Raw genomic sequence first — 20,644 nt, 5'->3', positions numbered from 1 at the left:
TTTAAAACTTTAAGAAGAAGACATGAGAAAAAGAGCAGCAAAAAAGAGACCGCTTTTACCAGATCCAAGATTTAACGATCAGTTAGTAACTCGTTTCGTTAATATGATGATGTGGGATGGAAAGAAGTCTGTCGCTTTTAAAGTATTCTATGATGCAATTGATATCGTAGAGTCAAAAAAGACTGATGACGAAAAAACAGCTTTAGAAATCTGGAAAGATGCCTTATCTAACGTTATGCCTCACGTAGAAGTACGTAGCCGTAGAGTTGGTGGAGCGACATTCCAAATTCCAATGCAAATTCGTCCAGACCGTAAAGTATCTACAGCTATGAAATGGTTGATTAGTTACTCAAGAAAAAGAAACGAAAAATCTATGCCTCAAAAATTAGCTGCTGAAATTTTAGCTGCAGCTAAAGAAGAAGGAGCAGCTGTTAAAAAGAGAGTTGATACTCACAAAATGGCAGAAGCAAATAAGGCATTCTCACACTTTAGATTTTAATTTAAGATGGCAAGAGATTTAAAATTCACAAGAAACATAGGAATTGCTGCACATATTGATGCAGGAAAAACGACAACTACTGAGCGTATTCTTTATTATACAGGAGTTTCTCACAAAATTGGTGAAGTACATGATGGTGCTGCAACAATGGACTGGATGGAACAAGAGCAGGAAAGAGGTATTACAATTACTTCTGCTGCAACAACTTGTACATGGAACTTCCCAATGGAGAATGGTCAGCCAACTCCAGATACTAAAGGATACCACTTTAATATTATTGATACTCCAGGTCACGTTGATTTTACGGTTGAGGTAAACCGTTCTTTACGTGTACTAGATGGTTTAGTATTTTTATTTAGTGCAGTTGATGGTGTTGAGCCACAATCTGAAACTAACTGGAGATTAGCTGATAACTATAAAGTACCTAGAATTGGTTTTGTTAACAAAATGGACCGTCAGGGATCTAACTTTTTAGGTGTTTGTCAGCAAGTAAAAGATATGTTAAAGTCTAACGCAGTGCCAATTGTATTAAATATTGGTGATGAAGCAGATTTTAAAGGTATCATTGATTTAGTAAAAAACAGAGCTATCGTATGGCATGACGAAACTCAAGGGGCAACTTTTGATGTTATCGATATTCCAGAAGAAATGAAAGCTGAAGCGCGTAAGTATCGTGCCCTTTTAATTGAAGAGGTTGCAACTTATGATGAAGATCTTTTAGAAAAATTCATGGAAGATGAAGATTCAATTACAGAAGAAGAAGTGCATGCTGCACTTAGAGCTGCTGTAATGGATATGGCTATCATTCCAATGATTTGTGGTTCTGCATTTAAAAATAAAGGTGTACAGTTTTTATTAGATGCTGTATGTCGTTACTTACCTTCTCCAACAGATAAAGAAGGAATTAGAGGAATCAATCCAGATACAGAAAAAGAAGAATTACGTAAGCCAGATGTAAAGGAGCCATTTGCTGCTTTAGCATTTAAAATTGCTACAGATCCTTTCGTAGGTCGTTTAGCATTTTTCCGTGCTTATTCTGGTCGTTTAGATGCAGGTTCTTACATCTTGAACAATCGTTCAGGTAAAAAAGAACGTATTTCACGTATCTACCAAATGCACTCTAACAAACAAAATGCTATCGATTTTATCGAAGCAGGAGATATTGGAGCAGCAGTTGGATTTAAAGATATTAAGACAGGAGATACAATGTCTGATGAAAAACATCCTATTGTTTTAGAATCTATGGACTTCCCAGATCCAGTAATTGGTATTGCGGTTGAGCCTAAAACTAAAGCAGATGTTGATAAGTTAGGTATGGCTTTAGCGAAATTAGCTGAAGAAGATCCAACATTTACAGCAAGAACTGATGAGGCTTCAGGACAGACGATTATTTCTGGAATGGGTGAGCTTCACTTAGATATTATTGTTGACCGTTTGAAGCGTGAGTTTAAAGTTGAAGTTAATCAAGGTCAACCTCAAGTAGAGTACAAAGAAGCGATTACTCAACGTGCTGAACACAGAGAAGTTTATAAGAAACAATCTGGTGGACGTGGTAAATTTGCTGATATCGTATTTACATTAGAGCCAGCAGAAGAAGGAAAAGTTGGTTTAGAATTCGTTTCTGAAATTAAAGGTGGTAACGTTCCTAAAGAATTTATCCCTTCAATTGAAAAAGGATTCAAAATGGCAATGGTTAACGGACCATTAGCAGGATATGAAGTTGATGCTATGAAAGTAACATTAACTGATGGATCTTACCATGATGTAGATTCTGATCAATTATCGTTCGAATTAGCAGCGAAGCTCGGATTTAAAAATTCGGCAAAAGCAGCTAAAGCGGTAATCATGGAGCCAATCATGAAACTTGAAGTTATTACACCTGAAGAAAACATGGGTGATATTGTAGGTGACTTAAACCGTCGTCGTGGTCAAGTAAGTGATATGGGTGATAGAGCTGGAGCAAAAACTGTAAAAGCTACTGTACCATTATCTGAAATGTTCGGTTATGTGACAACATTAAGAACATTATCATCAGGTCGTGCAACATCAACAATGGAATTTTCACATTATGCTGAAACTCCTTCTAACATTTCAGAAGAGGTTATCAAAGCAGCTAAAGGCGTAGAAGCTTAAAACTAAAAGAAAATGAGTCAGAAAATTAGAATAAAATTAAAGTCTTACGATCATAATTTAGTTGACAAGTCTGCTGATAAGATTGTAAAAACAGTAAAAAGTACTGGTGCTGTTGTAACTGGACCAATTCCATTACCAACACACAAAAAGATTTTCACTGTATTACGTTCACCACACGTAAATAAGAAGTCAAGAGAACAATTTCAATTAAGCTCTTACAAGCGTTTATTAGATATTTACTCTTCATCTTCTAAAACAATTGATGCCTTAATGAAACTTGAATTACCAAGTGGAGTTGAAGTAGAGATTAAAGTGTAATGAAACTCCTGCTTACGTAGGAAGTAGAAATGTCCCACCGATGCGGTCGAGGGAAAAACGGTAAAAATACAATTCAAGGTCGAATGTATTTTCGGCCTTGAATTTTAATAAATAGTAATAATAAATAAATTAATAATTATGTCTGGGTTAATAGGAAGAAAAATCGGTATGACCAGCATTTTCGATGAAAATGGAAAAAACATTCCATGTACAGTAATCGAAGCTGGACCATGTATCGTTACCCAAGTCAGAACCGAAGAGGTCGACGGGTACAATGCCCTTCAACTTGGTTTCGATGACAAGACAGAGAAAAGTGCTACAAAAGCCGAAATTGGTCACGCCAAAAAAGCTGGTACTTCTGTTAAAGCAAAAGTCGCGGAATTTCAAGGATTTGAAGGAGATTACAAATTAGGAGATGCTATAACAGTAGAGCACTTTATCGAAGGTGAGTTTGTTGATATTGCAGGAACTTCTAAAGGTAAAGGTTTCCAAGGTGTTGTAAAACGTCATGGATTTGGTGGAGTTGGACAAGCAACGCATGGTCAACACAACCGTTTAAGAGCTCCAGGTTCTATTGGTGCTGCTTCATATCCTGCGAGAGTATTCAAAGGAATGAAAATGGCCGGAAGAATGGGTGGCGAAAGAGTGAATGTTGAAAATTTAAGAGTCTACAAAGTAGTTCCTGAAAAGAACTTACTTGTGGTTAAAGGATGTGTTCCAGGACACAAAAACTCTTATGTAATTATTCAGAAGTAATGAAAGTAGCAGTTTTAGATATAAACGGAAAAGACACAGGTAGACAGGTAGACCTTTCTAAAGATGTGTTTGCTATTGAGCCTAATAATCATGCGGTATACTTAGATGTTAAGCAATATCTTGCTAACCAACGTCAAGGAACGCATAAGGCTAAAGAAAGAGCAGAAATTGCAGGAAGTACACGTAAGATTAAAAAACAAAAAGGTACTGGTACTGCAAGAGCAGGTAGTATCAAATCTGGTGTATTTAAAGGTGGTGGACGTATGTTCGGACCAAGACCTAGAAACTATAGCTTTAAATTGAATAAAAACCTGAAGCGTTTAGCACGTAAATCAGCGTTAACTATGAAAGCTAATGATAAAGATATCGTTGTATTGGAAGACTTCAATTTTGATGCTCCAAAAACGAAAAACTTTACAGCAGTATTGAAAGCACTTGATATTCAAGACAAAAAATCATTGTTTGTGTTGGGTGCGTCAAATAATAATGTATATTTGTCATCACGAAATTTTAAAGGCTCTGAAGTTGTAACTAACTCGGAATTAAGTACTTATAAAATTTTAAACGCAAATAAATTAGTTCTTTTAGAGAGTTCTTTAGAAGGAATTGAATCGAATTTAAGTAAATAAGAAGACAATGAGTATCTTAATTAAACCTATCATCACTGAAAAAGCGACAACAAATAGTGAGTTGAATAACTGCTTTACATTTCAAGTGAACACCAAGGCGAACAAGGTAGAAATCAAAAAAGCAGTTGAAGCTGCTTATGGTGTCTCTGTTGAAAAAGTTCGTACTATAAATGTCCGTCCAGATCGTAGTACCCGTTACACAAAAACAGGTATTCAACATGGTAAAACAAATGCTGTTAAAAAAGCAATTGTACAACTGGCGGAAGGTGAAGTAATTGATTTATACACTAACATGTAATTAGACTAGAATGTCAGTAAGAAAATTAAAACCAATCACATCAGCTCAGCGTTTTAGAGTAGTCAATGGATTCGATGCCATAACTACTGATAAGCCGGAAAAGAGTTTGCTCGTTCCGAATAAAAGATCTGGTGGTAGAAACAATCGAGGAAAAATGACCATGCGCCAAATTGGTGGAGGTCATAAGAGAAAGTATCGTATTATCGATTTTAAACGTAACAAAACAGGAATTCCTGGTGAAGTTAAGTCTATCGAGTACGATCCAAACAGAACAGCATTTATCGCATTATTGAATTATCAAGATGGAGAAAAGCGTTACATCATTGCACAAAATGGTTTACAAGTTGGGCAAAATGTAGTTTCTGGAACAGAAGGAATAGCACCAGAAATTGGTAATGCTATGCCATTAAGTGAAATTCCATTAGGTACAATCATTTCTTGTATAGAATTACGTCCTGGACAAGGAGCCGTTATGGCAAGAAGTGCTGGAGCATTTGCTCAATTAATGGCAAGAGATGGAAAATTTGCTACTGTTAAATTACCATCTGGAGAGACAAGAATGATTCTTTCAGAATGTTTGGCTACTATTGGAGTAGTTTCTAACTCTGATCATCAATTGACAGTATCTGGTAAAGCAGGTAGAAGTCGTTGGTTAGGTAGAAGACCAAGAGTAAGACCAGTAGTAATGAATCCAGTTGATCACCCAATGGGAGGTGGTGAAGGTAAGTCTTCAGGAGGACACCCAAGATCAAGAAATGGTATTCCAGCTAAAGGTTATAGAACACGTTCTAAGTCTAAAGCGAGTAATAAGTATATTGTAGAACGTAGAAAGAAATAATTGAGATAATATGGCACGTTCATTAAAAAAAGGACCTTACATCCATTATAAATTGAGTAAAAAAGTTGAAGCAAATGTAGCTTCTAACAAAAAGACAGTAATCAAAACGTGGTCTAGAGCCTCTATGATTTCTCCAGATTTTGTTGGACAAACAATTGCAGTACACAACGGACGCCAGTTTGTTCCAGTTTACGTAACTGAAAACATGGTAGGTCATAAGTTAGGAGAATTTTCACCAACACGATCGTTTAGAGGTCACGCAGGTGCAAAAAATAAAGGAAAAAAATAGTAAGCTATGGGAAGTCGTAAAAAACAAATGGCAGACGCTATTAAGGAAGACAGAAAAAAAGTTGCATTTGCAAAACTTAATAACTGTCCTACCTCACCAAGAAAAATGCGTTTAGTTGCAGACTTGGTAAGAGGAAAAGAAGCAGAAAAAGCATTACAAATCTTAAGATTTAGCCAAAAGGAAGCGTCTAGACGTTTAGAAAAGTTGTTGTTATCAGCAATTGCAAACTGGCAAGCTAAAAATGAAGATGCTGATATGGAAGAGGCAGATTTATTTGTTCAAGAGATTAGAGTTGATGGCGGATCTATGTTAAAAAGATTACGTCCAGCACCTCAAGGTCGTGCTCACAGAATTAGAAAAAGATCTAATCACGTAACTGTTGTGATTGGAGCTAAAAATAACACACAAGCTTAAATAGAGATATGGGACAAAAGACAAATCCAATCGGAAATCGTTTAGGAATTATCAGAGGATGGGAATCTAACTGGTATGGTGGAAATGATTATGGAGATAAACTTGCTGAAGACGATAAAATCAGAAAGTATATCCATGCTCGTTTATCAAAAGCTAGTGTATCTAGAGTTATTATTGAGCGTACGCTTAAACTTGTAACCGTTACTATCACTACTGCTAGACCTGGTATCATTATCGGAAAAGGTGGTCAAGAGGTAGACAAGTTAAAAGAAGAGCTTAAGAAAATTACTGGAAAAGAAGTTCAGTTAAACATCTTTGAAATTAAAAGACCTGAACTTGATGCGTTTTTAGTAGGATCAAGTGTTGCTCGTCAAATTGAGAATCGTATCTCTTACAGACGTGCAATCAAAATGGCAATTGCTGCTGCTATGCGTATGAATGCTGAAGGAATAAAAATTCAAATTAGTGGTCGTTTAAACGGAGCTGAAATGGCACGTAGCGAGCACTATAAAGAAGGACGTATTCCTTTATCTACATTTAGAGCCGATATTGATTATGCTTTAGTTGAAGCACATACTACTTATGGTAGATTAGGTGTTAAAGTATGGATCATGAAAGGTGAAGTGTACGGAAAAAGAGAACTTTCTCCATTAGTTGGCTTGTCTAAGAAACAAGGTGGCAAGTCTGGAGGACGCGGTGGGAATAATAACAAGTCTCGTCGTAGAAAGTAATTTTTAAAGAAAAGTAATAATGTTACAACCGAAAAGAACAAAATTTCGTAAAGTCCAAAAAGGACGTATGAAAGGAAATACCGGAAGAGGTCATACACTTTCTAATGGTATGTTTGGAATAAAATCTTTAGATGCTAATTTTTTGACTTCTCGTCAAATCGAAGCTGCACGTATTGCTGCAACTCGTTACATGAAGAGAGAAGGTCAATTGTGGATTAAAGTATTTCCAGACAAACCAATTACTAAAAAACCATTAGAAGTACGTATGGGTAAAGGTAAAGGTGCTGTAGAGTATTGGGTAGCTGTAGTGAAACCAGGAAGAATTATCTTCGAAGTTGGTGGAGTACCAATGGAAGTTGCTAAAGAAGCCTTAAGATTAGCTGCACAAAAATTACCTGTGAAAACTAAGTTTTTAATGGCTAGAGATTACGAAGCTTAATTTATTTGATATTATGAAACAATCAGAAATTAAAGAATTATCAGTAGCTGAGTTACAAGAGAAACTTGGTGAAACTAAAAAGAGTTATGCAGACCTGAAAATGGCACATGCTATCTCTCCATTAGATAACCCAATTCAGTTACGTAACGTTAGACGTTCAGTAGCAAGAATTGCAACAGAATTAACTAAAAGAGAAATACAATAATTGTATTCTGGCTGAAAGATGGAAAAAAGAAACTTAAGAAAAGAGCGTATTGGTGTAGTTACTAGTAACAAAATGCAGAAATCAATTGTGGTTGCTGAAGTTAAAAAAGTAAAACACCCTATGTACGGAAAGTTCGTTTTGAAAACAAAGAAATATGTTGCTCACGACGAAACAAATGACTGTAACATTGGTGACACTGTAAAGATCATGGAAACACGACCTTTAAGTAAATCTAAATGTTGGAGATTAGTAGAAATAATTGAAAGAGCGAAGTAATTATGGTACAACAAGAATCAAGATTAAAAGTAGCTGATAACACTGGAGCTAAGGAAGTATTAACTATCCGTGTTCTAGGTGGTACAAAAAGAAGATACGCTTCTATTGGAGATAAAATTGTTGTCTCAGTTAAAGATGCTACTCCTAATGGAAACATTAAAAAAGGAGCAGTATCAACAGCAGTAGTTGTTCGTACTAAAAAAGAAGTGAGACGTCCAGACGGATCTTATATTAGATTTGATGATAACGCATGTGTACTTTTAAATCCAACAGGAGAAATGAGAGGAACACGTGTATTTGGACCAGTAGCTAGAGAACTTCGTGATAGACAATTCATGAAAATCGTTTCATTAGCACCTGAAGTGCTTTAATGACTAATAAAATGACAAAGTTTAAAATTAAATCAGGAGATACTGTAAGAGTAATAGCTGGAGACCATAAAGGTACCGAAGGTAATGTACTTAAAGTATTAAAGGATAAAAACAAAGCCATCGTAGAAGGCGTGAACATGGTTAAGAAACATACAAAACCAAGTGCACAAAACCCTCAAGGAGGCATTGTAGAAAAAGAAGCACCAATACATGTGTCTAACTTATCATTGTTAACTTCTAAAGGAGAAACAACAAGAGTAGGTTACAAAATGGAAGGTGATAAGAAAGTAAGATTTTCAACAAAATCAAATGAAGTAATATAGTTATGGCTTATATTCCAAGATTAAAACAAGAGTACAAGGACAAAGTAGTTACTGCTCTTACAGAAGAATTCGGATATAAAAACGTAATGCAAGTTCCTAAACTTAAAAAGATAGTAATATCTAAAGGTGTTGGAGCTGCTGTTGCAGATAAAAAATTAATTGATCATGCTATTGATGAATTAACAATGATATCTGGTCAAAAAGCTGTTGCTACATTATCTAAAAAAGATGTTGCCTCTTTTAAATTACGTAAAGGTATGCCAATCGGTGCACGAGTTACGTTAAGAGGAGAGCAAATGTATGAGTTTTTAGATCGTTTAGTTACTTCTGCATTACCACGTGTTAGAGATTTTAATGGTATCAAAGCAACAGGTTTTGATGGTAGAGGAAATTATAACTTAGGTGTTGTTGAACAAATCATCTTTCCAGAAATAAACATTGATAAAATCAACAAAATTTCTGGTATGGATATTACTTTTGTAACATCTGCAGATACAGATAAAGAAGCAAAATCGTTATTAACTGAATTGGGATTACCTTTTCAAAAGAACTAAGATATGGCTAAAGAATCAATGAAAGCCCGTGAGGTAAAAAGAGCAAAAACAGTAGCTAAATATGCTGAAAAACGTAAAGCTTTAAAAGAAGCTGGAGATTATGAAGCATTACAAAAGTTACCAAAAAACGCTTCTCCTGTACGTCAACATAACCGTTGTAAGTTAACAGGAAGACCTAAAGGGTATATGAGAACTTTTGGTATTTCACGTGTGACATTCCGTGAGATGGCTAACCAAGGTTTGATTCCAGGTGTTAAAAAAGCATCTTGGTAGACCAAATCGTTTAAAAACGATTCAAAAAAAGAATTATAAATTGGTTTTAGGTTCGATATGTATATCGAAAACCACTACCGCAAATTAATATAAATGAATACAGATCCAATTGCTGATTTTTTAACAAGAATCAGAAATGCAGTAAAAGCCAACCATAGAGTTGTTGAGATTCCTGCATCTAATTTAAAGAAAGAGATGACTAAAATATTATTCGATCAAGGATATATTTTAAGTTATAAATTTGACGACTCTACTGTACAAGGAACAATCAAGATTGCTTTAAAGTACAACAAGGAAACTAAAGAGTCGGTTATCAAAAAAATTCAAAGAATCAGTACACCAGGTTTACGTAAGTATGCTGGCGCTAATGAAATGCCAAGAATCCTTAACGGATTAGGTATTGCTATTGTTTCTACATCTAAAGGTGTAATTACAGGAAAGCAGGCGCAACGCGAAAATGTAGGCGGTGAATTATTGTGTTACGTTTACTAATTTAAAGCAGAAAGAACATGTCAAGAATAGGAAATAATCCAGTTGCAATTCCAGAAGGAGTTACTGTTGATGTTAAAGATAGCGTAGTTACAGTAAAAGGTAAATTAGGTGAATTAACACAACCATATGATACTGTTGAAATTAAAGTTGAAGACGGAAACGTGCTTGTAACAAGATCAGCAGACAATAAAGAACAAAAAGCTAAACACGGTTTATACAGATCTTTAATGCACAACATGATTGAAGGTGTATCTAAAGGATGGACTAAAGAATTAGAACTTGTTGGTGTAGGTTATAGAGCTTCTAACCAAGGTCAGAAATTAGACTTGGCTTTAGGATTCTCTCACAACATTATTTTAGATGTTGCACCAGAAGTTAAAATTGAAACCATTTCAGAAAAAGGTAAAAACCCAATAGTTAAATTAACATCTCACGATAAACAATTAGTTGGTCAAGTAGCTGCGAAAATTCGCGGATTTAGAAAGCCAGAACCTTACAAAGGAAAAGGAATCAAGTTTGTTGGTGAAGAATTAAGAAGAAAAGCAGGTAAATCAGCTTAAAAAATTAGTTATGGCATTAACAAAGAACGAAAAAAGACTAAGAATAAAAAGCAGAATACGTAAGGTTGTCTCTGGAACAGAAGCAAGACCTCGTTTAGCTGTTTACAGAAGTAATAAAGAAATCTATGCTCAAGTAGTAGATGATGTAACAGGTAAAACTTTAGCTGCAGCATCTTCAAGAGATAAAGATGTAGCTTCTGCAAAAGGAACTAAATCAGAAAAAGCTGCCTTAGTAGGTAAAGCTGTAGCTGAAAGAGCAATTAAAGCAGGTATCAATACTATTTCTTTTGATAGAGGTGGATACCAATATCACGGAAGAGTAAAATCATTAGCTGAAGGCGCACGCGAAGGCGGACTTAAATTCTAAGACACTATGTATCAAAAATATAAAAACGCAGAATTAGTAAAACCAAGTGGAATTGATCTTAAAGATCGTTTAGTTGGTGTACAAAGAGTTACTAAAGTAACAAAAGGTGGTAGAGCCTTTGGTTTTTCAGCGATCGTAGTGGTTGGTGATGAAGCCGGAGTTGTAGGTCACGGTTTAGGAAAATCTAAGGATGTAGCTACAGCAATTGCTAAAGCAGTTGAAGATGCTAAGAAAAACTTAGTGAGAATTCCTATTATCAAAGGAACCTTACCTCATGAACAAAAAGGAAAATTTGGTGGAGCAAGAGTAAATATCATTCCTGCTGCTCCTGGTACAGGTGTTATTGCTGGTGGAGCTGTTAGAACAGTTTTAGAAGCAGTTGGTGTACATGATGTATTATCTAAATCTCAAGGATCTTCTAACCCTCATAACGTAGTAAAAGCAACTTTTGATGCATTATTACAATTAAGAGATGCAAATTCAATTGCAAAGGATAGAGGAATTTCTCTTGAAAAAGTATTTAACGGTTAATCAATAGGACGATGGCAAAGATTAAAGTAACAAAAGTAAAAAGCGCAATCAATCGTACGCAAAACCAAAAGAGAATTTTAGAATCTTTAGGTTTAAATAAAATTGGTCAAACCAAAGTACACGATGCGTCTCCAAGTATTCTTGGGATGGTAAGTAAAGTTTCACATTTAGTTTCTGTTGAAGAAACAAAATAATAAGATACAATGAACTTAAGTAATTTAAAACCAGCAGAAGGTTCTACAAAGAATCAAGGTAAAAGAGTAGGTCGTGGACAAGGTTCTGGAAAAGGTGGTACTGCAACACGTGGTCACAAAGGAGCTAAATCTCGTTCAGGATACTCTAAGAAATTAGGTTTCGAAGGTGGTCAAATGCCACTTCAAAGACGAGTTCCTAAATTTGGATTTACAAATATTAACCGTGTAGAATATCAAGGTGTCAACTTAGATAAACTTCAAGAGTTAGTAGACAACAAGAAAATAAAGGATGCAGTTGATTTTCAAACACTAGTTGATCTAGGTTTGGCGGGAAAGAATGAATTAGTAAAAATTCTTGGTCGTGGTGAATTAAAATCAAAATTAACAGTAACTGCTCATAAATTTACTGCTTCAGCAAAAGCTGCAATCGAAGCTGCAGGTGGAGAAGCTGTAACTTTATAAGAACACTTTAGTATGAAATTTATAGATACATTAAAAAATGTTTGGAAAATAACTGAGTTGAAAGACAGAATCATGCTTACGCTTGGTCTGCTTTTAGTATACCGTTTTGGTGCTCAGGTTGTTTTACCAGGTATTGATGCAAATCAACTGGGAGGTTTATCTCAAGGCGCTAACGATGGTATATTAGGAATTCTTAATATGTTTACTGGTGGAGCTTTTGCGAATGCTTCTGTTTTTGCATTGGGAATTATGCCATACATTTCAGCATCTATTGTTGTACAGTTAATGGGAATTGCTATTCCGTATTTACAAAAACTTCAAAAAGAAGGTGCTAGTGGTCAAAAGAAAATTACTCAGATTACACGTTGGTTAACCATCGTGATTTGTTTATTCCAAGCACCAGGTTATGTAGCAAGTTTGCCAACATTATCTGGAGCAGGATCATTGAGTACATTATTAGTTCCAGGATTCTCTACAACTACGTTTATGATATCATCTGTAATTATATTAATAACAGGATGTATCTTCGCGATGTGGTTAGGTGAAAAGATCACAGATAAAGGTATTGGTAATGGTATTTCATTATTAATTATGGTTGGTATTATTGCAACCTTACCAGCATCATTTATACAAAATGCAGCATCTCGTTTAGATGGTGGAGGAAATGGTGGATTGATGATGATCTTAATCGAACTTGTCGTATGGTTCTTGATTATCCTAGCTTCTGTAATGCTTGTCATGGCTGTACGTAAAGTTGCAGTACAGTATGCTAGACGAACAGCTTCTGGAGGATATGAGAAAAATGTATTTGGATCTCGACAGTTTTTACCACTAAAGTTAAATGCATCAGGAGTAATGCCAATTATCTTTGCACAAGCGATTATGTTTGTACCAAGTTTAATAGGTAAATCTTTTGGGTCTTCTAGTGAAATCGGTCAGTGGATGCAAGCAGAATTCGGTAACCCATTTGGGTTATGGTATAACGTAGTGTTCGCATTGCTCATTATCATATTTACTTATTTCTATACAGCTATTACTGTTCCTACGAACAAAATGGCAGACGATTTAAAACGAAGTGGAGGTTTTATTCCAGGAATTAGACCAGGAACAGAAACATCAGAATATTTAGATAAAATAATGTCGCAAATAACATTACCAGGTTCTATCTTTTTAGCACTAATCGCTGTGTTCCCAGCAATTATTGTACAATTGATGAATGTTCAAGGTGGATGGGCATTATTCTTTGGTGGCACATCGCTACTAATTATGGTTGGAGTTGCAATAGATACAATGCAGCAAATCAATTCATACTTGCTCAATAAGCACTATGATGGTTTGATGAAAACAGGTAAAAACAGAAAAGCAGTAGCTTAAATGTAATACTAATTTAGAGGGAAATCTTCGGAAAAAAAATTAGGCAAGGTATTTGCTCTTCCAAGATGAAACACTAAAATATATAATATGGCAAAACAAGCAGCAATAGAACAAGACGGATCAATTATAGAAGCATTATCAAATGCAATGTTCCGTGTTGAACTAGAAAATGGTCACATAGTGACAGCACACATTTCGGGTAAAATGCGTATGCATTACATTAAGTTGTTACCTGGAGATAAAGTAAAATTAGAAATGAGTCCTTACGATTTAACTAAGGCTCGCATAACTTATAGATACTAATACGATGAAGGTTAGAGCATCAATTAAAAAAAGAAGTGCAGACTGTAAATTAGTCCGCAGAAAAGGTAGACTTTACGTCATTAACAAAAAGAATCCTAGATTCAAACAAAGACAAGGGTAATTATGGCAAGAATTGCAGGTGTAGACATACCAAAACAGAAAAGAGGAGTGATCTCATTAACTTATATCTACGGTGTAGGTAGAAGTAGAGCACAAGAAATTTTAGCAGCAGCTAAAGTAGACGAAAGCATCAAAGTACAAGATTGGACAGATGAGCAAATTGGAGCAATCCGTGACGCTGTTGGAACTTATACAATTGAAGGTGAATTACGTTCTGAAACACAATTAAACATTAAGCGATTAATGGATATTGGATGTTACAGAGGTATCCGTCATAGAGCTGGACTTCCTTTAAGAGGTCAAAGAACTAAAAACAACTCTAGAACTAGAAAAGGTAGAAGAAAAACTGTTGCTAACAAGAAAAAAGCAACTAAATAATAATAGTCTTTAGTCTTTAGACGTTGGAAAGAATCTGTTTGAAATTTAACGGTTTAGGATTCTAGCGACTATTACTAAAACTAAAAGCTAAAAAAATATGGCAAAGTCAAGTACAAAAAAACGTAAAGTTATTGTAGATGCTGTAGGAGAAGCTCACGTAGCAGCCTCTTTCAACAATATCATTATCTCTTTAACAAACAAAAAAGGTGACGTTATTTCATGGTCATCAGCTGGTAAAATGGGATTTAGAGGTTCTAAAAAGAACACCCCTTATGCTGCTCAATTAGCTGCTGAAGATGCTGCTGGAGTTGCAAAAGAAGCTGGACTTAAAAAAGTGAAAGTTTACGTTAAAGGTCCTGGTAACGGTAGAGAATCTGCAATTAGATCAATTCATAATGCAGGTATCGAAGTAACAGAAATTATCGATGTTACTCCATTACCACATAATGGATGTAGACCTCCAAAAAGAAGAAGAGTATAATTTATCTCAAATAAGAATTAATATCAACTGTTTTTAATAGTTGATATTAATTTTTTATGTGTAAATTTGCAAACTGAAAAATAATAAACAAGTATCAACGAGAGATCAACGTTCGTCGAAGGATAAGATTAAGACCTTAATTCACAAACACTCTCAAAACAAATTTTAAAATGGCAAGATATACTGGTCCTAAAACTAAAATAGCCCGAAAATTCGGTGAAGCTATTTTCGGAGATGATAAAGCATTCGAAAAAAGAAATTATCCTCCAGGTCAACATGGTGCAAACAAGCGTCGTGGAAAAAAATCTGAATACGCTATCCAGTTAATGGAAAAGCAAAAAGCTAAATATACGTATGGTATATTAGAAAAGCAATTCAGAAACATGTTCAAAAAAGCAACAGCTGCTCAAGGTATTACAGGTGAAGTTTTACTTCAACTTTGTGAGTCTCGTTTAGATAATGTTGCATTTAGAATGGGATTGTCTCCATCTCGTAGTGGTGCAAGACAATTAGTTTCTCACAGACATATCACTGTAAATGGTGAAATCGTAAACATTCCTTCTTACCAATTAAAAGCTGGGGATGTTGTTGCTGTAAGAGAAAAATCAAAATCTTTAGAAGCTATCCAGAATTCATTAGCTAATTCTAGCAATGTATACGAATGGATCACATGGAATAACGATACTAAGGAAGGAACTTATGTTTCTATTCCTGAAAGAATCCAAATTCCAGAAAATATCAACGAACAATACATCGTTGAACTTTACTCTAAATAATAATTAATCATATTGGGATTTAGCCAAAGGGTTTATTAGTCTTCTTCAAACTTTTAAACCGCGCAACTAAATAACAATTAAAACGAAGAAAAATGGCAATATTAAATTTTCAGAAGCCCGACAAAGTAATCATGATTGATTCAACTGAGTTCGAAGGTAAATTTGAGTTTAGACCTTTAGAACCTGGTTACGGATTAACAGTAGGAAACGCTCTCAGACGAGTGTTATTATCTTCTTTAGAAGGTTTCGCAATTACATCCATTAGAATAGAAGGCGTAGATCACGAATTCTCAACTATATCAGGTGTTGTTGAAGATGTTACAGAAATGATCTTAAACTTAAAGCAAGTTAACTTTAAGCGTCAAATCGATGAAGTTGATAACGAATCAGTTTCAATTTCTATTTCTGGACAAAATCAAATCACTGCTGGTGATTTCCAAAAATTCATTTCTGGATTCCAAGTATTAAACAAAGACTTAGTCATTTGTAACTTAGATCCTAAAGTGAGCATTAACATGGAAATTACTATCGAAAAGGGTAGAGGTTATGTTCCTGCTGAAGAAAACAAAAAAGCTTCTGCACCTATCGGAACTATCTTTACCGATTCAATTTATACACCAATTAAAAATGTAAAGTATAGTATTGAAAACTTTCGTGTTGAACAAAAAACAGATTTTGAAAAATTAATTTTCGAAATTCAAACAGATGGTTCAATCGCACCTAAAGATGCTTTAACCGAAGCTGCTAAAATATTAATTCACCACTTCATGTTATTCTCTGATGAGCGTATCACTCTTGAAGCTGATGAAATTGCACAAACTGAAACTTATGATGAAGAATCACTTCACATGAGACAACTATTGAAAACTAAATTAGTTGACATGGATCTTTCTGTACGTGCATTAAACTGTTTAAAAGCAGCAGAAGTAGATACACTTGGAGACTTAGTATCATTCAATAAAAATGACTTAATGAAGTTCCGTAACTTTGGTAAGAAATCGTTAACTGAGCTTGAAGAGCTTGTAAATGTTAAAGGTCTTAACTTCGGAATGGATTTAGCAAAATATAAATTAGACAAAGATTAATTTTTAACAATCATATTTTGCTCCTCGATTTTACGAGTTTGGTAGCAAGATGATAAAACAAACGTCATGAGACACGGAAAGAAATTTAACCATTTAGGAAGACAGACTGCTCACAGAAAAGCAATGTTAGCTAACATGGCATGTTCATTAATAGAGCACAAACGTATCAATACTACAGTTGCTAAAGCAAAAGCTTTAAAACAATTTGTAGAGCCTATGATTACTAAATCTAAGGAAGATACAACACACAACAGACGTATCGTTATGTCTAGATTAAGACAAAAAGATGCAGTTACTGAATTATTCAGAGATGTTGCTGTAAAAGTTGCAGACCGTCCAGGTGGTTATACACGAATTATCAAATTAGGAAACAGACTTGGTGATAATGCCGATATGGCAATGATAGAATTAGTTGATTACAACGAGATCTACAATGCAGGTAAAAAAGAGAAGAAAACGACGAGAAGAAGTCGTAGAGGAGGCTCTAAACCAGCAGCTGTTGCTCCAGTTGAAACTAAAGCAACTAACGAAGAAGAGTAAAATGCTAATACAAAAGCGAGTCAAATTTGAAATCATTACAGATAGTAAAATTAAACTGGCTTTTATATTATTTAAATCTCGATTAACGAGTGTTAATAAGCATTTAATATATAAAGGATAATCTATTTTAGATTATCCTTTTTTTTATGCAATTTTGTAAAACTTTTCAAATAAAATGATATATCAAAAACGTAAAAGAGCTATAATTTTACTAGCTGATGGAACAATTTTTCACGGAAAATCTATAGGTACAGAAGGTTCAGCCTTCGGTGAAGTTTGTTTTAATACTGGAACAACAGGCTATCAGGAAATTTTCACAGACCCTTCCTATTATGGTCAGTTAATGGTTACCACTAATGCTCATATTGGAAACTACGGAACAAAAGAAGATGAAGTTGAATCTGACTCAATTAAAATTTCTGGATTAATTTGTAAAAATTTTAGTTTCAATTACTCGCGTCCATCTGGTGATAAGTCACTGGAAGAATTTTTAAAAGACAATAATCTGCTCGCTATTTCTGATGTCGATACTCGTGCACTGGTAAGCCATATTAGAGATCATGGCGCTATGAATGCCGTTATTTCAACTGAAGTAGATAATATCGAAGGACTAAAAAAACAACTAGCCGAGGTTCCAAGTATGGAAGGCTTAGAGTTAGCCTCTCAGGTATCAACTAAAGAACCGTATTATTTTGGTGATGAAAGTGCAACTTATAAAATCGCTGCGCTTGATATCGGAATAAAAAAGAACATTCTGCGCAACTTAGCCAAACGTGATGCCTATATTAAAGTGTTTCCTTATAATTCTAAATTTGAAGATTTAGAGGCATTTCAACCTGATGGTTATTTCTTATCTAATGGTCCAGGTGATCCTGAACCTTTAGTTGAAGCTCAAGCTGTAGCTAAAGAAATTATCAAAAGAGATTTGCCATTATTTGGAATTTGTCTAGGTCATCAGGTCATTGCATTAGCAAACGGAATTTCAACATATAAAATGCATAACGGACATCGAGGCATAAACCATCCGGTGAAAAACCTTGTAACGACTAAAGGTGAGATTACCTCTCAAAACCATGGCTTTGCTATCAATAGAGAAGAAACAGAAGCGCATCCTGAAATTGAGATTACGCATGTGCATCTTAATGATCATACGGTTGCAGGAATAAAAATGAAACATAAAAATTGTTTTTCGGTACAATATCATCCTGAAGCAAGCCCTGGACCAAACGACTCAACCTATTTATTTGATGAGTTTATCCAGAATATCAAAAATAAATAATGATGAAATGTCAAGGAAACTTAAGTTTTTTTGACATTTCTGTTTTACGAAAACATTATAGTAGAGATTTAATGTAATTCTACTTTATCATCTTACTTTATAGACCACTATTTTGTAAATTTGAACTTCAAATTTTAATAACTTAAACCAAACATAATGAGCATTATAATTAATATTCATGCAAGACAAATTTTAGATTCAAGAGGAAATCCAACAGTAGAAGTCGATGTGGTAACCGAAAATGGTGTTATGGGAAGAGCAGCAGTGCCTTCTGGAGCATCAACAGGCGAACATGAAGCAGTAGAGTTGAGAGATGGAGGAAAAGCTTATATGGGAAAAGGTGTAACTAAAGCTGTCGACAATGTGAATTCAGTAATCGCTCAAGAGCTATTAGGCGAATCGGTGTTTGACCAGAACAGAATTGATCAGTTAATGATTGATTTAGATGGTACACCAAACAAATCGAATCTAGGTGCTAATGCTATCTTAGGTGTGTCTTTAGCTGCTGCTAAGGCTGCTGCAGGTGAGTTAGGGATGCCTTTATATAGATATGTTGGTGGTGTATCAGCAAATACATTGCCAGTACCAATGATGAATATCATCAACGGTGGATCTCATAGTGATGCGCCAATCGCATTTCAAGAGTTTATGGTCATGCCAGTAAAAGCAAAAAACTTTACGCATGCGATGCAAATGGGTACAGAGATTTTCCATAACCTTAAAAAAGTGTTACACGACAGAGGCTTAAGTACAGCTGTAGGTGATGAAGGAGGATTTGCTCCAAACTTAGAAGGTGGGACAGAAGACGCTCTAGAAACTATTGCTAAAGCTGTAGCAAATGCTGGTTACAAGTTAGGTGACGATGTCATGATTGCTTTAGATTGTGCAGCTGCCGAATTTTATAAAGATGGCAAATACGATTATACCATTTTTGAAGGCGAAACAGGTCAGGTGCGAACTAGTCAGGAGCAAGCTGATTATTTAGCGCAACTCTCAGAGAAATATCCAATCATTTCCATAGAAGATGGGATGGATGAAAACGATTGGGATGGCTGGAAATACTTAACTGAAAAAATCGGAGATAAAGTACAACTCGTTGGTGATGATTTATTTGTGACTAATGTAGAGCGTTTATCACGTGGTATTGAAAATGGTATCGCTAATTCTATCTTGATTAAAGTGAATCAAATCGGAACCTTAACTGAGACGATTTCCGCAGTTAATATGGCTCATAATGCAGGATATACTTCTGTAATGTCTCATCGTTCAGGTGAAACTGAAGACAATACAATTGCCGATTTAGCGGTTGCTTTAAATACAGGGCAAATTAAAACTGGATCTGCATCGCGTAGTGATCGTATGGCCAAATACAACCAGTTATTACGTATTGAAGAAGAATTAGATTCGACGGCTTATTTTCCTGGCTTAAATGCTTTTAAAGTAAAATAAGATATTCTAAATATTGCTATTAAAACCTATTTGTTGATTCAAATAGGTTTTTTTTTAAAACGTATACAATAACCCATTGGTCAATTCAAATTGAGTCTTCGGAATTGCGGCACTTACAGGGAAGGCATCATAGAAATAATTAAAATTAGTCTTAAAAGCCAAATCTTTAAATATTTCAAACAGGAGAGATGTATTGCTTGAAAAACGATAATCACTAAAGGCGTCAATTTTTGGTTGATAATAAGTCGTACCTATTACACTGATATTTTCCGTAGGATACATACTAAAGGATAGGTAAGCACTTCCTCTAACATCATTTTGTTTTCGGTTTTCAATAACATTAGAGGCTTTTTCATATTCATACATGAGTAACGTACCTAAATAAAACCGGTAATTCTCATGTTCTGATAATTTAAATCGCGGACCAGTTCCTAGCAAACCTCTAAAATCAATTTCTGAAATCGCATCGTATTGCGCTTGAGCAAAAGCTTCCCATTTAATGCGAGGCGATAGTCTTCTGTTATACCTTAAATGCTGAGTACCTCTATTAACTAGTGAGTTGCCTTCTATTTTCTGAAAATTTAAATCATTGACTAAAAGCCATAAATTGGTATGGTCATTATACTGAACATGAGCCTTGTTAGCTACTCTAAAAATATCATTGGTGTTTTTTATCAGAGATAAATCCAAACTGACAGATCCTGTCCATTTAGCAGAGTCTGTAGCTTTACGTAAGGTTTCAACATTAATCACCTGAGACAACGAAGTCATTGAAACAAAAAACAGTAAATAAGTAAAATATCGCATAGCTAATAATTAATGTGGCAAAATTAATAATTAAGGCTACTAATTCAAGAGAAATTTAAATTTGGTACTAGTATTATTATAACAAACCTTAAGTCATTAA

The 20,644-nt window shown here is 34.9% G+C and carries 34 protein-coding genes; 33 read left to right on the top strand and 1 reads right to left on the bottom strand.

The window, feature by feature from the left end:
- Positions 1-22 precede the first annotated feature (22 nt).
- The 33 genes from rpsG to eno all read left to right on the top strand — a co-directional run bounded on the left by rpsG (position 23) and on the right by eno (position 19,737).
- Positions 23-499: a 30S ribosomal protein S7 gene (gene rpsG, locus H7350_RS12825; RefSeq protein WP_204346319.1), complete on the top strand. Its 477-nt coding sequence runs from the start codon at positions 23-25 to the stop codon at positions 497-499.
- Positions 500-505: 6 nt separating this feature from the next.
- The gene (fusA, locus tag H7350_RS12820) at positions 506-2,632 is read left to right on the top strand and encodes an elongation factor G (protein WP_204346318.1); all 2,127 of its coding nucleotides are present in this window, start codon (positions 506-508) and stop codon (positions 2,630-2,632) included.
- A gap of 12 nt (positions 2,633-2,644) precedes the next feature.
- On the top strand, positions 2,645-2,950 hold the full coding sequence (gene rpsJ / locus H7350_RS12815) for a 30S ribosomal protein S10 (protein WP_007650482.1): 306 nt from the start codon (positions 2,645-2,647) through the stop codon (positions 2,948-2,950).
- Positions 2,951-3,088: 138 nt separating this feature from the next.
- Complete coding sequence (gene rplC, locus H7350_RS12810) at positions 3,089-3,706, top strand: 50S ribosomal protein L3 (RefSeq protein ID WP_204346317.1); 618 nt, start codon at positions 3,089-3,091, stop codon at positions 3,704-3,706.
- Positions 3,706-4,335, top strand: coding sequence for a 50S ribosomal protein L4 (rplD, locus tag H7350_RS12805; protein WP_204346316.1), 630 nt, complete (start codon positions 3,706-3,708; stop codon positions 4,333-4,335). The genes rplC and rplD overlap by 1 nt, the downstream gene beginning before the upstream one ends.
- Positions 4,336-4,342: 7 nt before the next feature.
- Positions 4,343-4,633: a 50S ribosomal protein L23 gene (rplW, locus tag H7350_RS12800; protein ID WP_204346315.1), complete on the top strand. Its 291-nt coding sequence runs from the start codon at positions 4,343-4,345 to the stop codon at positions 4,631-4,633.
- Positions 4,634-4,643: 10 nt separating this feature from the next.
- Complete coding sequence (gene rplB, locus H7350_RS12795) at positions 4,644-5,471, top strand: 50S ribosomal protein L2 (protein WP_204346314.1); 828 nt, start codon at positions 4,644-4,646, stop codon at positions 5,469-5,471.
- Between the two features lie 10 nt (positions 5,472-5,481).
- Positions 5,482-5,760, top strand: coding sequence for a 30S ribosomal protein S19 (gene rpsS / locus H7350_RS12790; protein ID WP_033960826.1), 279 nt, complete (start codon positions 5,482-5,484; stop codon positions 5,758-5,760).
- 6 nt (positions 5,761-5,766) lie between these two features.
- On the top strand, positions 5,767-6,174 hold the full coding sequence (gene rplV, locus H7350_RS12785) for a 50S ribosomal protein L22 (protein ID WP_204346313.1): 408 nt from the start codon (positions 5,767-5,769) through the stop codon (positions 6,172-6,174).
- A gap of 8 nt (positions 6,175-6,182) precedes the next feature.
- Positions 6,183-6,905: a 30S ribosomal protein S3 gene (gene rpsC / locus H7350_RS12780; protein ID WP_204346312.1), complete on the top strand. Its 723-nt coding sequence runs from the start codon at positions 6,183-6,185 to the stop codon at positions 6,903-6,905.
- A 19-nt stretch (positions 6,906-6,924) separates the two neighbouring features.
- On the top strand, positions 6,925-7,344 hold the full coding sequence (gene rplP / locus H7350_RS12775; RefSeq protein WP_204346311.1) for a 50S ribosomal protein L16: 420 nt from the start codon (positions 6,925-6,927) through the stop codon (positions 7,342-7,344).
- A gap of 13 nt (positions 7,345-7,357) precedes the next feature.
- Positions 7,358-7,549 carry a 50S ribosomal protein L29 gene (rpmC, locus tag H7350_RS12770; RefSeq protein ID WP_040278737.1) on the top strand — a complete coding sequence of 64 codons (192 nt, stop codon included), beginning with the start codon at positions 7,358-7,360 and terminating at the stop codon, positions 7,547-7,549.
- 18 nt (positions 7,550-7,567) lie between these two features.
- The gene (rpsQ, locus tag H7350_RS12765; RefSeq protein ID WP_006988541.1) at positions 7,568-7,825 is read left to right on the top strand and encodes a 30S ribosomal protein S17; all 258 of its coding nucleotides are present in this window, start codon (positions 7,568-7,570) and stop codon (positions 7,823-7,825) included.
- A 2-nt stretch (positions 7,826-7,827) separates the two neighbouring features.
- The gene (gene rplN, locus H7350_RS12760) at positions 7,828-8,196 is read left to right on the top strand and encodes a 50S ribosomal protein L14 (RefSeq protein ID WP_028871112.1); all 369 of its coding nucleotides are present in this window, start codon (positions 7,828-7,830) and stop codon (positions 8,194-8,196) included.
- An 11-nt stretch (positions 8,197-8,207) separates the two neighbouring features.
- Entirely contained in the window at positions 8,208-8,519 is a 312-nt protein-coding gene (gene rplX, locus H7350_RS12755; protein ID WP_204346310.1) for a 50S ribosomal protein L24, read from the top strand.
- Positions 8,520-8,521: 2 nt separating this feature from the next.
- Positions 8,522-9,073: a 50S ribosomal protein L5 gene (gene rplE / locus H7350_RS12750; protein ID WP_204346309.1), complete on the top strand. Its 552-nt coding sequence runs from the start codon at positions 8,522-8,524 to the stop codon at positions 9,071-9,073.
- A 3-nt stretch (positions 9,074-9,076) separates the two neighbouring features.
- Positions 9,077-9,346, top strand: a complete 270-nt coding sequence (gene rpsN / locus H7350_RS12745; RefSeq protein WP_040248538.1) for a 30S ribosomal protein S14 — start codon at positions 9,077-9,079, stop codon at positions 9,344-9,346.
- A 93-nt stretch (positions 9,347-9,439) separates the two neighbouring features.
- Positions 9,440-9,838, top strand: coding sequence for a 30S ribosomal protein S8 (gene rpsH / locus H7350_RS12740; protein WP_040248540.1), 399 nt, complete (start codon positions 9,440-9,442; stop codon positions 9,836-9,838).
- Positions 9,839-9,855: 17 nt separating this feature from the next.
- Positions 9,856-10,398: a 50S ribosomal protein L6 gene (rplF, locus tag H7350_RS12735; protein WP_204346308.1), complete on the top strand. Its 543-nt coding sequence runs from the start codon at positions 9,856-9,858 to the stop codon at positions 10,396-10,398.
- A 10-nt stretch (positions 10,399-10,408) separates the two neighbouring features.
- On the top strand, positions 10,409-10,765 hold the full coding sequence (gene rplR / locus H7350_RS12730) for a 50S ribosomal protein L18 (protein WP_204346307.1): 357 nt from the start codon (positions 10,409-10,411) through the stop codon (positions 10,763-10,765).
- Between the two features lie 6 nt (positions 10,766-10,771).
- On the top strand, positions 10,772-11,296 hold the full coding sequence (gene rpsE / locus H7350_RS12725) for a 30S ribosomal protein S5 (RefSeq protein WP_204346306.1): 525 nt from the start codon (positions 10,772-10,774) through the stop codon (positions 11,294-11,296).
- An 11-nt stretch (positions 11,297-11,307) separates the two neighbouring features.
- Positions 11,308-11,490 carry a 50S ribosomal protein L30 gene (gene rpmD, locus H7350_RS12720; protein ID WP_204346305.1) on the top strand — a complete coding sequence of 61 codons (183 nt, stop codon included), beginning with the start codon at positions 11,308-11,310 and terminating at the stop codon, positions 11,488-11,490.
- A 9-nt stretch (positions 11,491-11,499) separates the two neighbouring features.
- Entirely contained in the window at positions 11,500-11,952 is a 453-nt protein-coding gene (rplO, locus tag H7350_RS12715) for a 50S ribosomal protein L15 (RefSeq protein WP_204346304.1), read from the top strand.
- A 12-nt stretch (positions 11,953-11,964) separates the two neighbouring features.
- On the top strand, positions 11,965-13,326 hold the full coding sequence (gene secY, locus H7350_RS12710; RefSeq protein WP_204346303.1) for a preprotein translocase subunit SecY: 1,362 nt from the start codon (positions 11,965-11,967) through the stop codon (positions 13,324-13,326).
- A gap of 87 nt (positions 13,327-13,413) precedes the next feature.
- A complete protein-coding gene (gene infA / locus H7350_RS12705; protein ID WP_026753784.1) occupies positions 13,414-13,629 on the top strand; it encodes a translation initiation factor IF-1 in 216 nt (71 codons plus the stop codon).
- 4 nt (positions 13,630-13,633) lie between these two features.
- Positions 13,634-13,750 (top strand): type B 50S ribosomal protein L36, encoded by a 117-nt coding sequence (ykgO, locus tag H7350_RS12700; protein WP_081990159.1) that lies wholly within the window; start codon positions 13,634-13,636, stop codon positions 13,748-13,750.
- Positions 13,751-13,752: 2 nt separating this feature from the next.
- On the top strand, positions 13,753-14,127 hold the full coding sequence (gene rpsM / locus H7350_RS12695) for a 30S ribosomal protein S13 (RefSeq protein WP_204346302.1): 375 nt from the start codon (positions 13,753-13,755) through the stop codon (positions 14,125-14,127).
- A 97-nt stretch (positions 14,128-14,224) separates the two neighbouring features.
- Complete coding sequence (gene rpsK / locus H7350_RS12690; protein WP_120202429.1) at positions 14,225-14,608, top strand: 30S ribosomal protein S11; 384 nt, start codon at positions 14,225-14,227, stop codon at positions 14,606-14,608.
- Positions 14,609-14,778: 170 nt separating this feature from the next.
- On the top strand, positions 14,779-15,384 hold the full coding sequence (rpsD, locus tag H7350_RS12685) for a 30S ribosomal protein S4 (protein ID WP_204346301.1): 606 nt from the start codon (positions 14,779-14,781) through the stop codon (positions 15,382-15,384).
- Between the two features lie 92 nt (positions 15,385-15,476).
- Positions 15,477-16,469, top strand: a complete 993-nt coding sequence (locus tag H7350_RS12680; RefSeq protein ID WP_204346300.1) for a DNA-directed RNA polymerase subunit alpha — start codon at positions 15,477-15,479, stop codon at positions 16,467-16,469.
- A gap of 66 nt (positions 16,470-16,535) precedes the next feature.
- On the top strand, positions 16,536-17,009 hold the full coding sequence (rplQ, locus tag H7350_RS12675) for a 50S ribosomal protein L17 (RefSeq protein WP_204346299.1): 474 nt from the start codon (positions 16,536-16,538) through the stop codon (positions 17,007-17,009).
- 175 nt (positions 17,010-17,184) lie between these two features.
- Complete coding sequence (gene carA / locus H7350_RS12670) at positions 17,185-18,288, top strand: glutamine-hydrolyzing carbamoyl-phosphate synthase small subunit (RefSeq protein ID WP_204346298.1); 1,104 nt, start codon at positions 17,185-17,187, stop codon at positions 18,286-18,288.
- A 156-nt stretch (positions 18,289-18,444) separates the two neighbouring features.
- Entirely contained in the window at positions 18,445-19,737 is a 1,293-nt protein-coding gene (gene eno / locus H7350_RS12665; protein WP_204346297.1) for a phosphopyruvate hydratase, read from the top strand.
- 54 nt (positions 19,738-19,791) lie between these two features.
- Here the strand turns inward: eno and H7350_RS12660 are convergent, their stop codons facing one another.
- Positions 19,792-20,544, bottom strand: coding sequence for a DUF481 domain-containing protein (locus H7350_RS12660; protein ID WP_204346296.1), 753 nt, complete (start codon positions 20,542-20,544; stop codon positions 19,792-19,794).
- Between the last annotated feature and the right edge of the window lie 100 nt (positions 20,545-20,644).

It is taken from the genome of Psychroserpens algicola (genome assembly GCF_014526325.1).
Classification (GTDB): domain Bacteria; phylum Bacteroidota; class Bacteroidia; order Flavobacteriales; family Flavobacteriaceae; genus Psychroserpens; species Psychroserpens algicola.
Note: the sequence above shows the minus strand (reverse complement) of the source record. Positions and strands in the feature narration are given on the sequence as shown.